The 15,585-nt window shown below is 71.0% G+C and carries 13 protein-coding genes; 8 read left to right on the plus strand and 5 right to left on the minus strand.

Annotated elements, in window-relative coordinates; translation table 11 throughout:
• Window positions 1-22: 22 nt before the first annotated feature.
• From bcp to aroA, 3 genes are read right to left on the minus strand one after another with little or no spacing between them, the layout of a single operon-like run.
• Window positions 23-493 carry a thioredoxin-dependent thiol peroxidase gene (bcp, locus tag AB0O93_RS11740; protein ID WP_363343535.1) on the minus strand — a complete coding sequence of 157 codons (471 nt, stop codon included), beginning with the start codon at window positions 491-493 and terminating at the stop codon, window positions 23-25.
• A gap of 4 nt (window positions 494-497) precedes the next feature.
• A complete protein-coding gene (rsgA, locus tag AB0O93_RS11745; protein ID WP_363343537.1) occupies window positions 498-1,565 on the minus strand; it encodes a ribosome small subunit-dependent GTPase A in 1,068 nt (355 codons plus the stop codon).
• On the minus strand, window positions 1,562-2,887 hold the full coding sequence (gene aroA, locus AB0O93_RS11750) for a 3-phosphoshikimate 1-carboxyvinyltransferase (RefSeq protein WP_363343539.1): 1,326 nt from the start codon (window positions 2,885-2,887) through the stop codon (window positions 1,562-1,564). The genes rsgA and aroA overlap by 4 nt, the downstream gene beginning before the upstream one ends.
• Window positions 2,888-3,009: 122 nt before the next feature.
• Here aroA and AB0O93_RS11755 point away from each other — a divergent pair, with 122 nt between their 5' ends.
• Together AB0O93_RS11755 and AB0O93_RS11760 are read left to right on the plus strand one after the other, a co-directional pair.
• Window positions 3,010-3,609, plus strand: coding sequence for a sigma-70 family RNA polymerase sigma factor (locus AB0O93_RS11755; RefSeq protein ID WP_310892175.1), 600 nt, complete (start codon window positions 3,010-3,012; stop codon window positions 3,607-3,609).
• On the plus strand, window positions 3,606-3,848 hold the full coding sequence (locus AB0O93_RS11760; protein ID WP_053547686.1) for an alpha-ketoglutarate decarboxylase: 243 nt from the start codon (window positions 3,606-3,608) through the stop codon (window positions 3,846-3,848). The genes AB0O93_RS11755 and AB0O93_RS11760 overlap by 4 nt, the downstream gene beginning before the upstream one ends.
• Before the next feature lie 69 nt (window positions 3,849-3,917).
• On the opposite strand, the gene AB0O93_RS11765 is transcribed toward AB0O93_RS11760, so the two are convergent.
• On the minus strand, window positions 3,918-7,637 hold the full coding sequence (locus tag AB0O93_RS11765) for a multifunctional oxoglutarate decarboxylase/oxoglutarate dehydrogenase thiamine pyrophosphate-binding subunit/dihydrolipoyllysine-residue succinyltransferase subunit (protein ID WP_363343542.1): 3,720 nt from the start codon (window positions 7,635-7,637) through the stop codon (window positions 3,918-3,920).
• Window positions 7,638-7,817: 180 nt separating this feature from the next.
• Between AB0O93_RS11765 and AB0O93_RS11770 the strand changes: the two genes are divergently transcribed.
• The 6 genes from AB0O93_RS11770 (at window position 7,818) to AB0O93_RS11795 (ending at window position 14,368) form a co-directional block, all read left to right on the plus strand.
• Complete coding sequence (locus AB0O93_RS11770; RefSeq protein WP_363343544.1) at window positions 7,818-9,284, plus strand: GuaB1 family IMP dehydrogenase-related protein; 1,467 nt, start codon at window positions 7,818-7,820, stop codon at window positions 9,282-9,284.
• Between the two features lie 240 nt (window positions 9,285-9,524).
• A complete protein-coding gene (locus tag AB0O93_RS11775; protein WP_363343546.1) occupies window positions 9,525-10,874 on the plus strand; it encodes a hemolysin family protein in 1,350 nt (449 codons plus the stop codon).
• Entirely contained in the window at window positions 10,871-11,929 is a 1,059-nt protein-coding gene (locus tag AB0O93_RS11780) for a hemolysin family protein (RefSeq protein WP_363343548.1), read from the plus strand. The genes AB0O93_RS11775 and AB0O93_RS11780 overlap by 4 nt, the downstream gene beginning before the upstream one ends.
• 6 nt (window positions 11,930-11,935) lie before the next feature.
• Window positions 11,936-12,793: an ADP/ATP-dependent (S)-NAD(P)H-hydrate dehydratase gene (locus tag AB0O93_RS11785; RefSeq protein WP_363343550.1), complete on the plus strand. Its 858-nt coding sequence runs from the start codon at window positions 11,936-11,938 to the stop codon at window positions 12,791-12,793.
• A gap of 37 nt (window positions 12,794-12,830) precedes the next feature.
• The gene (locus AB0O93_RS11790) at window positions 12,831-14,066 is read left to right on the plus strand and encodes a hypothetical protein (RefSeq protein ID WP_363343552.1); all 1,236 of its coding nucleotides are present in this window, start codon (window positions 12,831-12,833) and stop codon (window positions 14,064-14,066) included.
• Window positions 14,063-14,368: a thiamine-binding protein gene (locus tag AB0O93_RS11795; RefSeq protein ID WP_236968308.1), complete on the plus strand. Its 306-nt coding sequence runs from the start codon at window positions 14,063-14,065 to the stop codon at window positions 14,366-14,368. Before AB0O93_RS11790 ends, AB0O93_RS11795 begins: the two co-directional genes overlap by 4 nt.
• A 9-nt stretch (window positions 14,369-14,377) precedes the next feature.
• Here AB0O93_RS11795 and AB0O93_RS11800 read toward each other — a convergent pair whose 3' ends face one another.
• On the minus strand, window positions 14,378-15,583 hold the full coding sequence (locus AB0O93_RS11800; RefSeq protein WP_363343554.1) for a homoserine O-acetyltransferase: 1,206 nt from the start codon (window positions 15,581-15,583) through the stop codon (window positions 14,378-14,380).
• Window positions 15,584-15,585: the final 2 nt, after the last annotated feature.

The following is a 15,585-nucleotide window of genomic DNA, read 5'->3' on the forward strand; positions in this document are numbered from 1 at the left end:
CGTCGGGGCAGGCTGGTCCTGATCAGGCGTCGAGGCCGAGGAGCGAGCGCACCCGTGCGACGTGCCCGGTGGCCTTGACGTTGTAGAGGGCGTGCTCGACACGGCCCTCGCCGTCGATGACGAAGGTCGAGCGGATGACCCCGAGCACGGTCTTGCCGTAGTTCGTCTTCTCGCCCCACGCGCCGTAGGCCTCGTGCACGCTGTGGTCCGGGTCGCTCAGCAGATCGTAGGTGAGGCCGTCTCGCTCACGGAACTCGCGGAGCTTCGCCGGCTCGTCGCGCGAGATGCCCAGCACCGCGTAGCCGGCCGCTTGGAGCGGGGCGAGGCTGTCGCGGAAGTCGCAGGCCTCCGTCGTGCACCCCGGGGTCATCGCCGCGGGGTAGAAGAAGAGCACGACGCCCGTCCCGCGGCGCTCCGAGAGGCGCACGGGGGTGCCGTCCTGGTCGACGAGGGTGAAATCGGGGGCGGTGTCGCCGGTGGAGAGACGCGTCATCCTCTCAGCCTATGGGACCCCGGCGACCCGCGGCGAAGGTCTCCAGCAGGCGCTGGAGGGAGTCCAGGCGCGCCTCGCCTCCGGGCCCGAGTTCGCCCGCCGCGACCGCCTCGACGATCGCGCAGTCCGGTGCATCGGGGAGGTGCGTGCAGCCGCGGGGACAGCGCCGGGCGACCTCGTCCAGATCGGTGAACGCGCGGAGGATGTTCGCGGGGTCGACGTGGCCCAGGCCGAAGGAGCGGACGCCGGGTGTGTCGATGACCCAGCCGTTGCCCGCGGCGCCGCGATAGCGCAGCGACACCGTCGAGCTCGAGGTGTGACGACCGCGGCCCGTCACCTGGTTCACATGACCCGTCGCGCGTCCCGCCTCGGGCACGAGGGCATTGACGAGAGTGGACTTGCCGACGCCGGAGTGCCCGACGAACACCGTGGAGTGTCCGACGAGGGCGTTCCCGATCTGCTCCAGCGGCATCTGTCCGGCGCCCTGCCCGCTGGTGAAGACCTCGAGACCCAGTCCTTCGAAATGCGCGAGGAACTCGGTGGGATCGGCGAGATCGGTCTTCGTCACGACGAGGAGGGGGCGTACCCCGGCGTCGAGGGCGGCGACGAGGTAGCGGTCCACGAGGCGGGCCCGTGGTTCCGGATCCGCGGCGGCGACGACGACGAGCATCTGGTCGGCATTGGCGACGATGATGCGCTCGACCTGGTCGGTGTCGTCGGCGCTGCGGCGGAGGAGGGACCGGCGGTCCAGGATCCCGACGATCCGACAGAGCGTCCCTTCGGAGCCGGAGAGGTCGCCCACGACCCGTGCCCGGTCTCCGGTGACGATGGGGGTCTTGCGCAGCTCGCGCGCGCGCACCGCGAGGATCGTCCGCTCCTGCGGAGTGTCCTCGTCGACGAGCACGGTGTATCGGCCGCGGTCGACGCCGAGAACGCGCGCCACGGCCGCGTCCGCGTGGGCGGGGCGCCGCTTGGTGCGCGGACGGTTGGCCTTCGGGTTCGGCCGGACGCGGATGTCGCTCTCGTCGAAGTCCGCGTCGTCCTCGTCGTCGAGGTCGTCGAGCCAGCTCATGCGCCCTCGAGCATGCTCCGCCACAGCTCCGGGAACTGCGGCATCGTCTTGGCGGTCGTGCCGATGTCGTCGATCTCGACCCCGTCCACCGCCAGCCCGATGAGCGCGCCCGTCGTGGCGAGGCGGTGATCGTGGTGAGCCCGCCAGAGACCTCCGTGAAGGGGACGCGGGACGATGCGGATGCCGTCCTCCAGCTCGTGCGCTTCGCCACCGAGGCCGCGCAGCTCGCCCACGAGGGCGGCGATGCGATCCGTCTCGTGGCCGCGGATGTGGCCGATGCCGTAGAGAGTGGTCGGCGCATCGGCGAAGGCCGCCAGCGCGAAGATGGTGGGGGTCAGCTCGCCGGCCGCGGACAGATCGAGGTCGACACCGTGGATTCCGGCGCCCGCCGTGACGGTGAGTGCGCCACCGCGCCGCGACACCCGGGCGCCCATCAGAGAGAGGATGTCGCCGAGCATCGCACCCGGCTGCGTGGAGTGCGCCGGCCAGCCCGTCACCGACACCGACCCGCCCGCGATCATCGCCGCGGCCAGGAAGGGGGCGGCGTTGGAGAGGTCGGGCTCGATCGCGATGTCCTTCGCGCGGAGCGCCCCCGGGGGCACGATCCACTCGCCGGGGCGCGGGCGCTCGACGTGGACCCCGCGGTGCGCGAGGCTCTCGACCGTCATGTCGATGTGCGGCATGCTCGGCAGGCGATGACCCGAATGGACGAGGTGCAGTCCCACGTCGAAGCGCGGAGCGGCCAGCAGCAGGCCTGACACGAACTGGCTGGAGGCGCTGGCGTCGATGGTCACCTCGCCGCCGCGCACATGACCGTGGCCGCGCACCACGAAGGGGAGGGCCCAGCTGCCGCCGTCGTCGATGTCGACGCCGACGTCGCGGAGGGCGGAGATCATGGCGCCCATCGGTCGGTGCAGCGCGCTCTCGTGCGCGGTGAGGGTCACCTCGCCCTGTGCGAACCCGGCGGCCGCCGCCGCGAAGCGCATCACCGTGCCCGCCTGCCCGCAGTCCACCACCGCGTCGCCGCGCAGGGGCCACACGGGCTCGATGAGGAGGTCCGGCCCAAAGGGCCCGGAGCCCTCCTCCTCGGTGACGCCGACGCCGAGCGCACGGAGGGCGTCGACCATGCGCGCAGAATCGTCCGAGTGCAGCGGAGCCAGGAGTCGTCCGGGGCCGTCGGCGAGGGCGGCGAGGATCAGTTCGCGGTTCGTCAGCGACTTCGAACCCGGGACGGTCACGGTCGCGTGCAGGTCGGACTCCGCCCTCGGCGCGAGCCAGGTCGCGGACGTCGAGGTGGCAGGGGAATACCGATCGGCGCTCATCGGTTCCTAGCCTAGTGACACCCACCGCCACGCCCCACGCGCGGCGGAGCCGGCCGGAAAGGAGTGCCACCGTCGTGACCGTCATGCTCGAACGCGCGGACGCCGCCGTAGACTGGCGCCTGATGAGCGAACAGCCCGACCAGGCGCCCGATGCGCGCACCCAGTTCGAGGAGCAGGCGCTCCCGTTCATGGATCAGTTGTACGCCGCCGCCATGCGGATGACGCGCAACCCCGCGGACGCCGCCGACCTCGTCCAGGAGACGTTCGTCAAGGCCTTCGCCTCCTGGCAGACCTTCACGCAGGGCACCAACCTGAAGGCGTGGCTGTACCGGATCCTCACCAACACCTACATCAACATCTATCGCAAGAAGCAGCGGGAGCCGTATCAGGGCACCATCGACGAGCTGGAGGACTGGCAGCTCGGCGGAGCGGAGTCCACCACGGCCCGGGCCAGTCGGTCCGCCGAAGCCGAAGCGATCGATCACATGCCGGCATCCGTGGTGAAGGACGCCCTGCAGGCGATCCCGGAGGACTTCCGGCTCGCGGTGTACCTCGCCGACGTCGAGGGCTTCGCGTACCAGGAGATCGCCGACATCATGAAGACACCGATCGGCACGGTCATGAGCCGCCTGCACCGCGGCAGGCGCATGTTGCGTGACCTGCTGGCCGACTATGCGACGGAGCGCGGCATCGCCGGTGCCGCCACGAGGAGTGCGAAATGACCGATTGCGGTTGCGAGAAGGCGCAGCGCGAGCTGGAGGAGTTCCTGCGCAACGAGGTGTGCAAGACCCAGCACACCGACATCGCCGAGCACCTGGAGAACTGCCAGGGATGCCGGGACGAGGCGCTGGTGGCGCGCACGCTGACCGAGGTGGTCGCGCGCGCCTGCAAGGAAGCCGCGCCCGAAGAGCTGCGCGATCAGGTGCTCGAGCGCCTGCGCGCGATCCAGGCGACCCACTGACGACGACGCCGCCGGCATCCCGAAGGATGACCGGCGGCGTGACGTCGTGCGCGTCGCGTCTGCGACGATTCAGAGGGTGAGAGCCGCCGTCATGATCGCGGCCTGCTCGACGGCGTGGACCTTCGGCGAACCGGTCGCCGTCGACGCCGCGGCGGACCGGGACACGACCCGGATGGTGCGGCCGTCGAGTTGCGGCACGACATCCAGCGCGATGAACGGCCAGGCGCCCTGGTTCTCGGGCTCGTCCTGGACCCACACGAGCTCGGCGTCCGGGTAGCGCTCGAGCACTCCGCGCAACTCGTCGATCGGCGCCGGGTAGTACTGCTCCAGGCGGACGAGCGCGATCGCGTCGTTCGGGTTCTTCTCCAGCTCGGCCTTGAGGTCCCAGTGGATCTTGCCGGCGTGCAGGAGAACGCGCTTCACCCCGGCGGCGTCGATCGAACGGGTGTCGTCGATGACCGGCTCGAAGCGGCCGGAGAGGAAGTCCTCGACCGGGCTGGTCGCTCCGCGCAGACGCAGCATCGCCTTCGGCGTGAACACCACCAGTGGGCGGCGCGGACGGGCATAGGCCTGGCGCCGCAGGAGGTGGAAGTAGGACGCCGGCGTGGACGGCCGTGCGACGGTCATGTTGTCCTGCGCGCACATCTGCAGGTACCGCTCGATCCGCGCGGACGAGTGGTCCGGTCCCTGACCCTCGTAGCCGTGGGGGAGGAGGAGGACGACGCTCGACTGCTGCGCCCACTTCTGCTCCGCCGACGAGATGAACTCGTCGATCACGGACTGCGCCCCGTTGCCGAAGTCGCCGAACTGCGCCTCCCACAACACCAGAGCGTCGGCCCGCTCCACCGAGTAGCCGTACTCGAAGGCCATCGCGGCGTACTCGCTCAGGAGCGAGTCGTAGACCCAGAAGCGTCCCTGGTCTTCGCTGAGGTTGGTCAGCGGGATCCACTCCTGGCCGTTCGCACGGTCGTGGAGCACCGAGTGGCGCTGCACGAACGTGCCGCGGCGCGAGTCCTGACCGGCCAGACGCACATTGGTCTTCTCCAGGAGGAGGGACCCGAAGGCCAGCAGCTCGCCGAAGGCCCAGTCGATCGACCCGTTGCGGCTCATGTCCGCGCGCTTGTCCAGCAGCTGCTGGAGCTTCGCGTGGACGGTGAAGCCCTCCGGTTTGTTCACGAACGCATCGCCGATGAGGTGCACGACCTCCCGGGAGACGCCCGTGGACTCGGGCTGGCCGGATGCGGGCTCGACGTCGGCCTCGGCATCCACCACCGGGGAAGAGCCGGTCTCGGCGGCGTGCGTCTCGGCGAAGGCGACCTCGAGGCGGTTCTGGAAGTCGCGCTTGGCCTGCTCGTACTCCTCCTCGGTGATGTCGCCGCGACCCACGAGGGACTCGGTGTACAGGCGGCGGACCGACCGCTTCGCTTCGATGAGGTTCGTCATGAGGGGCTGGGTCATCGAGGGGTCGTCGCCCTCGTTGTGACCGCGGCGGCGGTAGCAGACCAGGTCGATGACGACGTCGCGGTGGAACTCCTCGCGATAGGCGAACGCCAGCTGCGCGACGCGCGTGACGGCCTCTGGGTCATCGCCGTTGACGTGCAGGATCGGCGCCTGAATCGTCTTGGCGACGTCGGTGGCGTACACCGAGCTCCGGGCATCCTGCGGGGTGGTGGTGAAGCCGACCTGGTTGTTGACCACCACGTGGACCGTTCCGCCCGTGCGGTAGCCGCGCAGCTGCGACATCTGGAGGGTCTCCACGACCACGCCCTGGCCGGCGAAGGCCGCATCGCCGTGCACCAGGATCGGCAGCCACGAGAAGGTGCCGATGGGCTTGCGGTCCTGCTTGGCGCGGACGATGCCCTCGAGCACGCCGTCGACGGTCTCGAGGTGCGAAGGGTTCGCGGCGAGGTAGACCGGGAGCTCGGCGCCGTCGTCGGCGGAGAAGGTCCCCTCGGTGCCGAGGTGGTACTTCACGTCGCCGGACCCGCTCTTCGATCCGATCGCCACCTGGCCCTCGAACTCGCGGAAGACCTGACCGTACGTCTTCCCGGCGATGTTGGTGAGCACGTTCAGGCGTCCGCGGTGGGCCATGCCGATCGCGGCTCCGTCGAGCCCTGCCTGCGCGGCGCCCTGGAGGATCTCGTCGAGCAGCGGGATGAGCGACTCGCCGCCCTCGAGGCTGAAGCGCTTCTGGCCGACGTACTTCGTCTGCAGGAACGTTTCGAACGCCTCGGCCTGGTTCAGCTTGTCGAGGATCCGCAGCTGCTCGTCGTGCGTGGGCTTCTGGTACTTCTGCTCGACGTTGCGCTGGAACCACGCGCGCTGCTCGGGGTCCTGGATGTGCATGTACTCGAGGCCGATGGTGCGGCAGTACGAGTCGCGGAGGACGCCCAGGATGTCGCGGAGCTTGAGCTGGCGCTTGCCGCCGAAACCGCCCGTGACGAACTCGCGGTCGAGGTCCCAGAAGGTGAGCCCGTGGTTCTCGATCTCGAGGTCCGGGTGGGTGCGCTGAACGTACTCGAGCGGATCGATGTCCGCCATGAGGTGCCCGCGGACACGGAAGGAGTTGATGAGCTCCTGCACGCGCGAGGTCTTGTCGACGCGCTCGGCGAGGTCGACGTTGATGTCGTTCGCCCAGTGGATCGGTGCGTAGGGGATGCGCAGCTCGGCGAAGATCGCGTCGTAGAAGTCGCGCTGCCCGATGAGCAACTCGTGCACCTTCTTGAGGAACTCGCCGGAACCGGCGCCCTGGATCACGCGGTGGTCGTAGGTGGAGGTCAGCGTGATCGTCTTGCCGATCGCCAGTTCGCTGAGCGTCTTCTCGCTCGCACCCTGGAACTGGGCCGGGTACTCCAGCGCTCCGGCGCCGACGATGCAGCCCTGCCCCTTCATCAGGCGCGGCACCGAGTGCACGGTGCCGATGCCGCCGGGGTTCGTGAGGGAGATCGTGGTGCCCTGGAAGTCCGCCGCCGTCAGCTTGTTCTTGCGGGCGCGCGAGACGAGGTCCTCGTAGGTGCTGAGGTACTCACCGAAGGTCAGCTGGTCGGCGCGCTTGATGCTCGGAACGAGCAGCGCGCGGGTGCCGTCGGGGCGGGGGAGGTCGATGGCGATGCCGAGGTTCACGTGCGCCGGTGCGACGACCGACGGCTTGCCGTCGACATCCGCGTAGAAGACGTTCTGGCTCGGGAACTCCTTGAGCGCCTGGATGATCGCCCAGCCGATGAGGTGGGTGAAGCTCACCTTGCCGCCGCGCGTGCGCGACATGTGGTTGTTGATCACGATCCGGTTGTCGATCATGAGCTTCGCCGGCACGGTCCGCACGCTCGTCGCGGTGGGGACGGTGAGGGACTCGTCCATGTTGGCCGCGAGCGCCTTCGGCATCCCCTTCAGGACCGTCACCTGGTCCTCGGCCTGCTCGCTCGCCTCGGCCGGCGCGGCTGCGGGAGCCTGGGCGGGGATCGGCTGCGGCGACGCGGGGCGCGCGGTGGTGCGCGCGACGGGCTGCGACCCGGACGCGACGGTCGGAATCGCCGCGGTCACCGGCTTCGGCTCCGTCGGCGACGGGGGAGCGGCCTCGGTGACCGAGGCGGTGGGAGCGGCAGGTGCCGCCGGTGCCGCCGACTTCCCGCCGCCGTCCACCGGCGTGTAGGACTCGAGGATCGGCCACCAGGCCTTGTCGACGGAGTTCGGATCGACGCGGTACTGCTCGTACAGCTCGTCGACGAGCCATTCGTTGGCTCCGAACTCTCCTTCGTTCGAAACTCCAAGGCCCGTCACCTGGCTCGACACGCTGGATCGCCTGCTTTCATCGATGAATGTCCGTGGGTCGCGGGGGCGCGGACGCGCTCACGCGCACGACCACACAAGCCTAACCCCATCCGCGCCCGGCGTTCGGGGGCCGGACGCTCTCATCAGCGATAAGAATCGGCAGAATCACCCGCACAGGAACGGTCACTACTCTTGGGCGCCATGGAGTTCTACGGAGCGCAGCCCGACGTCGATCTGACCTACTCCGACGTCTTCCTCGTCCCGCGCCGCTCGGCGGTGACGAGCAGGCTCGATGTGGATCTGTCGCCGCAGGACGGCACGAACGCCACGATCCCGCTCGTCTCGGCGAACATGAACTCCGTCACGGGGGCGCGATTGGCCGCCACCCTCGCCCGCCGCGGAGGGCTCGGCGTCCTGCCTCAGGACATGCCCCTGCAGGAGCTGGATGCCGCGATCCGGTGGGTCAAGAGCCAGCCGGTGCGCTGGGACACCCCGCTCGTCCTGCCCCCGGAGGCCACCGTCGCCGACGCGGCGCGCCTGCTTCCGGCCACCCCCGGCCACGGGATCGTGGTCGCCCCCTCCGCGGAGTCGCCGGACGCGGGCGTCCCGCACGATCGGATCCTCGGGATCGTCCCCGCCGAGCGCCTCGGCACCGCGCTGGCGGATGCGCGGCTCGGCGACCTCGTCCGCGGGCATGCGGTGTCGATCGAGGCCGAGGACATCGGCTCGCCCCGCGACGCCTTCGACGTCCTCGTCGCCGCGGGGGCGGCGACGGTCTGCGTGACGGAACGCGGCCACCTCGTGGGGACGCTCTCGCCGCGGACCGCGCTGCGCGCGACGCTCTACCGCCCCGCGGTCGACGCCGACGGGCGCCTGATCGTGGCGGCCGCGGTCGGCATCAACGGCGACGTGGCCGCGAAGGCGCGCGCCCTGGTGGCCGCCGGTGTCGACGTCCTCGTCGTCGACACCGCGCACGGACACCAGGAGGGGATGCTGCAGGCGCTGCAGACCGTGTCGGGTCTCGGGCTCGGCGTGCCGATCGCCGCCGGCAACGTCGTCACCGCGGACGGGGTCGCCGACCTCGTCGACGCCGGCGCCGGCATCCTGAAGGTCGGGGTCGGTCCCGGTGCGATGTGCACGACGCGCATGATGACGGCCGTCGGTCGGCCGCAGTTCTCCGCCGTCCTCGAGACGGCCGAAGCCGCGCGCAAGCGTGGCGCGCACGTGTGGGCGGACGGGGGCGTGCGCTACCCGAGGGACGTCGCGCTGGCACTCGCGGCGGGAGCGGCATCCGTCATGATCGGCTCGTGGTTCGCCGGCACGATCGAGGCGCCGGGGGAGGTGCGCACCGACGCCGACGGACGCGCGTACAAGGAATCGTGGGGCATGGCCTCGACGAAGGCGGTGCTCGAGCGCTTCGGACGGCTCGACCCGTATGAGCTCGCGCGCAAGGAGCTGTTCGCCGAGGGCATCTCGTCCTCCCGCATCTACATCGACCCGCTGCGGCCGAGTCTGGAGGACCTGCTGGACATGATCACCTCCGGCGTCCGGTCGTCGTTCACCTACGCGGGAGCGGCCACGGTGCCCGACTTCCATGCGCGCGCCCGCGTCGGCCTGCAATCCGCAGCCGGATACGAAGAGGGCAAGGCCCTGCCGGTCAGCTGGTAGCCGCGCCGGCGGGCGCGGTGCCCGCGTCCGCGCGTGCGCAACTCCTCTGATCCGTGCACCCCGGGGCCGATCCGCCCCTTCCGGGCCGTTTCGGGTGCGGATAGGAGGAGTTCGGTCCGGGGTGCTCGGGGCGGCATCCGTTCGGCGTCGTCCCGTACACTTCTGCTCCATGGACGACCCTCCTAGTTGCAGACCCGTGCCCCACCGCTCCGCCTCCCCGCACGAGGGAGGTGACGTGTGATGGATTACGTCATGTTGGGCGTGGGGCTGCTGCTCACCATCGGGACAGGACTGTTCGTCGCCAGCGAATTCGCGCTGGTCAACCTCGACCGTGCCGACCTCGAGGCCCGCCGCGAGGCGGGGGAGACCCGGTTGTCGCTGACCATCAGCGCGCTGCGGATCACCTCGACGCATCTCTCCAGCGCGCAGCTGGGCATCACCCTGACCACCCTGCTCACGGGTTACACGATGGAACCGGCCATCTCCAACCTCCTGCGCCCGGTCTTCGCCGCGTGGGGGATGCCGGAGGCACTCGTCTCGCCCGTCGCCGTGGTCGTGGCCGTCAGCGTCGCCACGATCTTCTCGATGATCATCGGCGAGCTCGTCCCGAAGAACTTCGCCCTCGCGGTGCCGCGTCAGACCGCCAAGCTCGTGATCCCCTTCCAGGTCGCGTTCACGACCGTCTTCCGGCCCGCGATCCGGATGCTGAACGGCAGCGCCAACGGCGTGCTCCGCGCCCTCGGCGTGGAGCCGAAGGAAGAGCTGTCCGGTGCACGCACCGCCGAGGAGCTGTCGAGCCTCGTGCGCCGCTCGGCCAGTGCCGGCGTCCTGGAGAAGGACACCGCGTCGCTCCTCGATCGCAGCCTCCGCTTCTCGCGGCTGACCGCCGCCGACGTCATGACCCCGCGCCCGAGCATCCACGCCGTGGCTGCCGGCGACTCGGCGGAGGACGTCGTCCAGCTCGCCCGCCGGACCGGACACAGCCGCTTCCCGGTCTACGACGACTCCATGGATGACATCACCGGCATCGTGCACCTCAAGGCCGCGATCGGCGTCCCGCGCGAGCGTCGCGCCGACGTGCCCGCCGCGGCGCTGTCGACCGAGCCGCTGCGCGTCCCCGAGGCCGTGCACCTCGACGCGCTGGTCGCCGAGCTCCGCGCCCGCGGCTATCAGATGGCCGTCGTCGTCGACGAGTACGGAGGAACGGCGGGCGTGGTCACGCTCGAGGACCTCGTCGAGGAGATCGTCGGCGAAGTCCTGGACGAGCACGACCGTCGCCGCGCGGGCGTCGTCCGCAGCGGCGACTCGATCCTCCTCCCCGGCGACCTGCGCCCCGACGAGGTGCGCGACCGCACCGGCATCCTGATCCCCGAGGGCGAGGTCTACGACACCGTGGGCGGCTACATCATGGGCGTCCTGGAGCGCATCCCCGCCGTCGGCGATCGGGTCTCGATCGACGACGGACAGCTGGAGGTCCACCGGATGGACGGACGCCGGGTGGACCGGGTCCGGTTCACGCCCTCGCCGGTTCCCGTCGCCGCGCCCGGCAGCCCGCGCGCGGCCGAGTCGAAGGCGGGTGAGCGTCGATGAACGATTGGGCGGGACTCGCTTGGCTGTTCGTGCTGCTCGCAGCCAACGCCTTCTTCGTCGGCGCCGAGTTCGCCGTCATCTCCGCGCGGCGGTCCCAGATCGAGCCACTCGCCGAGAGGGGCTCGCGGGCGGCGAAGACCGCGCTGTACGCCATGGAGCACGCGACGCTGATGCTTGCGACCAGTCAGCTCGGCATCACGATCTGCTCGCTGCTGATCCTGAACGTGTCCGAGCCCGCGATCCACCATCTCCTCGCCGAGCCGCTCGGTCTCACGGGGCTGCCGGAGGCGCTCGTGGACACCATCGGATTCGTCGTGGCGCTGCTCATCGTGTCGTACCTGCACGTGGTCTTCGGCGAGATGGTTCCGAAGAACCTCGCTTTCAGCGTCCCCGATCGCGCCGTCCTGATGCTCGCACCCCCGCTCGTGTGGGTGTCGAAGCTGTTCCACCCGGTCATCGTCACGCTGAACTGGATCGCGAACCACATCGTGCGGCTGGCGAAGGTGGAGCCGAAGGACGAGGCCGCGTCGACGTTCACGCTGGAAGAGGTCGCCACGATCGTCAACCAGTCCCGCATCGAAGGCGTGCTCGACGACGCCGCCGGCACGGTCGCGGCGGTGATGGAGTTCACCGACAAGAAGGCCGCCGACATCGCCGTGCCGATGAGCGATCTGGTGACCCTCCCGCAGCGGACGACCCCGGTCGAGATCGAGCGGGCCGTCGCGAAGCACGGCTTCTCGCGCTACGTGATCATCGACGACGACGGCCTCCCCGTCGGATACGTCCACCTCAAGGACGTGCTGCGCGCGGCGGAGGATCCGGAGCTGGCCGCGGATGTCGCCCGGCCCCTTCCGAGCAAGCGGATCCACCACATGGTGCCGGTGCTGGAGACGACGGATCTCGAGGATGCCCTGGCGGTCATGCGCCGTGCGGGACGCCACCTCGCGCAGGTCCGTGACGCCGACGGCGCCACCACCGCGGTGCTGTTCCTCGAGGATGTGATCGAGGAGCTCATCGGCGAGGTGCAGGATGCCACTCGGCGGGGAGTGCGGTGACCTGACATGACCGACCGGAACGGGCACGAGGTCCCGCTGTGGACCGAATCGGACGTCCGGGCGCACGTGCGCGCGCCCCGCGCCGACGACGACAAGTACCGTCGCGGCGTCGTGGGGGTGCGCACCGGTGCCGACGCGTACCCGGGCGCCGCGGTCCTCGGGGTCGAGGCGGCCTGGCGGGCGGGCGCGGGCATGGTCCGGTACGCCGGTCCGCGCCGAGCGGAGGACCTCGTCCTCGCGCGACGGCCCGAGACGGTCACCGCTCTCGGTCGCGTGCAGGCGTGGGTCCTCGGGTCCGGAACGGATGCCGCGACCCGGACGCCCGAGGAGACCTCGGCGCTGCGCGACCTCCTCGCGGGGGACGTCGCGGTCGTCGTCGACGCGGGCGCTCTCGATCTCGCACCGGGGGGCTCGGCGCCGCGCATCCTGACGCCGCACGCGCGAGAGCACGATCGGCTGCGCGACGCGCTCGGACTCGCCGCCGCGGACGCCGACCCCGCGGCATCCGTCGTCGAGACCGCGCGCGCCGTCGGTGCGGTGGTGCTGCTGAAGGGCGCCCGCACCCTCGTGGCGGACCCGGACGGCACGCTCGTCGCCGTCGACGCGGGCACGCCGTGGCTCGCGACCGCGGGGACGGGCGACGTGCTCGCGGGCATCATCGGCGCCCTCGTGGCCGCCGCGGCGGCCGATCAGCCCCGGCTCGACCCGCGCCGGCTGGCGGGACTCGCCGCGACCGGCGCGTGGTTGCACGGTCACGCCGCCCGCCGTGCCTCGAGCGAGCGCGCGGGCGGTCCGATCACGGCGCTGGACGTGGCGGATGCCGTCCCCGCGGTCATCGGCGCGGTGCTCTCGCCCACGTCGTAGCATCGGCCGGATGCCCCCCGCTCCCTAGGATGGGACCGTGTCGAGGCGGGCGGCGTTGTGGTGCGGGTTCGCCCTCGCCCACGCCCTCGTGATCGTCCTCGGTCTCGTCGACGGACGCGCGGCCTCCTGGGACGTCGATCAGCTCTACCGCTGGTGGGCCGGCTCGACGATCCGGGGCGACGCGATCCCCGGCGTCACGACGGAGTGGATCTACCCGCCCCTCGCGCTGGTCCCCATCGTCCTGGCCGGGTTCCTCGGTGCCGTCGTCGATTACACGCTCGCGTGGGGCCTGCTCGTCACGGCGGCGGATGCGGTGGCCTTCGGCATCCTGATCGGAGCGGCGCGATCGCGCGGCCGCGTCGTCGCCGCCCTCTTCTGGCTCGCCGCGATCCTCGCCCTCGGCGGGGTCGGCATGTACCGCCTCGACGCGATCACGGTGCCGGTGGCGATCCTCGGCTGTCTCTGGCTCGTCGGACGCCCGTGGCTCGCCTCGGCACTGTTGGCGGCGGCGACCTGGATCAAGGTCTGGCCCGCGGCGCTCCTCCTGGCCGCGGTGATCGCGGTCCGCCGGCGCGGGGTGATCATCGGCGCCGGTGCGGCGCTCAGCGCGGTCGTCGTGGCCCTCGCACTCTCGACGGGCGGCGCGACCCACCTCCTCGGCTTCGTCGGGGACCAGACGACCCGGGGGTTGCAACTCGAAGCCCCGGTCAGCTCGGTCTACGTCCTGCTCGCGCTCGCCGGGTCGTCCGGAGCGGCGGTGTACTACGACCCCGACATCGTCACGTTCCAGGTCACGGGCCCGAACGTCGACATCGTCATCGCGCTCATGACGCCGCTCCTCGTCCTCGTGGCCGCGGCGCTCGCCGCCGTCGGTGCGGTCAAGGTCGCGCGCGGCGCGCGCTTCGTCTCGCTCTTCCCTCCGCTCGCGCTGTCGCTGGTGCTCGCCCTCATCGTGGTGAACAAGGTCGGCTCGCCCCAGTACATGGTGTGGATCATCGCGCCGTTCGTGCTCGCGCTGGTCGTCGACCGGCGGGCGTGGGCGGCGCCGGCATTGCTCGCCCTGGTCATGACCGCGGCGACCCAGGTGCTCTTCCCCTGGGCGTACGACGCGCTGCTCGCCCTGCACCCCGCGGCGGTCGCGCTGCTGCTGGGGCGTAACCTGCTGGAGGGGGTCCTGTTCGTCTGGATCGCCGCGCGGCTCGTCGCCGTCCCCACCGCCGTCCGCGTCCGCGCGGGCGACTCCCGACCTGCCACTCCGGAAGGATCCCCATGATCGTCGCCTTCTCCGTCGCCCCGAGCGGAACGGGCCGCGCCGACGGCTCCGTCCACGATGCCGTCGCCGCCGCGGTACGGGTGGTGCGCGACAGCGGGCTGCCCCACCGCACCTCGTCGATGTTCACCGAGATCGAAGGCGAGTGGGACGAGGTCTTCGATGTCGTCAAGCGTGCCACCGAGGCCGTCGCGCCGTTCGGCTCGCGCGTGTCGCTGGTGCTGAAGGCCGACATCCGTCCGGGGTACACCGGAGAGCTGGACGGCAAGCTCGCCCGCCTCGAGGCGGCGATCGAAGGTTCCTGAGTCGGGTCCTCAGGCCTCCAGCAGTCGGCGCAGGTGCGCCCCGACGGATGCCGTCTCGATGAGGAATCCGTCGTGGCCGAAGTCGCTCGCCAGTACGACCGCGTGATCTCCGTCGATGGCGTGACGGATGCCGCGCGCGATGCGATGCTGCCCGTCGATGGGGAAGAGGCGGTCGCTGTCGATGCCGAGGACGAGCGTCCGCGCATCGACCCGCTGCAGAGCCTCCTCGACGCCGCCGCGGTCGCGTCCGACATCGTGGGAGTTCATCGCCTCGACGAGGGTGAGGTAGGAGTTCGCGTCGAAGCGCCGCGTGAACTTGTTCCCGTGGAAGTCGAGATAGGACTCCACGGCGAAGCGTCCGCCGTGTCCGAGCGGGCTGACCCCGGACTGCCAGGAGCGCTGGAAGCGCTGGTTCAACTCCGTGGGTGAGCGGTAGTTCAGCAGCGCCATGCGGCGCGCGAGGGCCAGTCCGCGGTGCGGGCCGTCGCCGTCGCCGGCGTCGTAGTACTGCCCGCCTGCGAAGCGCGGGTCGAGCCGGATCGCCCCGAGCTGCACAGAATTCAGCGCGATCTGATCGGCGGTGTTCACCGGCGGCGCCGAGAGGACCGCGAGGCGTTCGACGCGCTCGGGGAGACCCACCGCCCATTCCAGCGCGTGCATGCCGCCCATCGACCCGCCGATCACGGCGGCCCATGCCTGGATGCCGAGCGCGTCGGTGAGGCGCGCCTGCGCGGCGACCTGGTCGCGGACGGTCAGGTACGGGAAGCGCCCCGCCCACTCGTAGCCGTCGGGAGCGATGCTCGCGGGGCCCGTCGAGCCCTGGCATCCGCCCAGCATGTTCGGCGCGACGACGAACCACCGGTCGGTGTCGACCGGGCCGCCGGGACCGACGATGTCGTCCCACCAGCCGCTGGTCGGATGCCCGGGCTCGGCGGGTCCGCGCACGTGCGAGTCGCCGGTGAGGGCGTGGAGGATCAGGATCGCATTGTCGCGCGCCTCGTTGAGCGTCCCCCAGGTCTCGTAGGCGAGGCGCACCACCGGGATGTCGTCGCCGCTCTCGGTGCGGAGCGCGCCGAGCGGGGCGAAGCGGCGCTGACCAGGGGCGTCTCCGTCGCGCCACGCTCCGGTCGCCGGAGGGCGACCGAGGAGCGAACGGGCGTCGGCCTCCGTCACCGGCGCGGAGGGCACGGTGTCTTCGGAGGTCTGCCAGTCCATCG

The sequence above is a fragment of the Microbacterium sp. NPDC077184 genome (assembly GCF_040687055.1).
Lineage (GTDB): Bacteria > Actinomycetota > Actinomycetes > Actinomycetales > Microbacteriaceae > Microbacterium.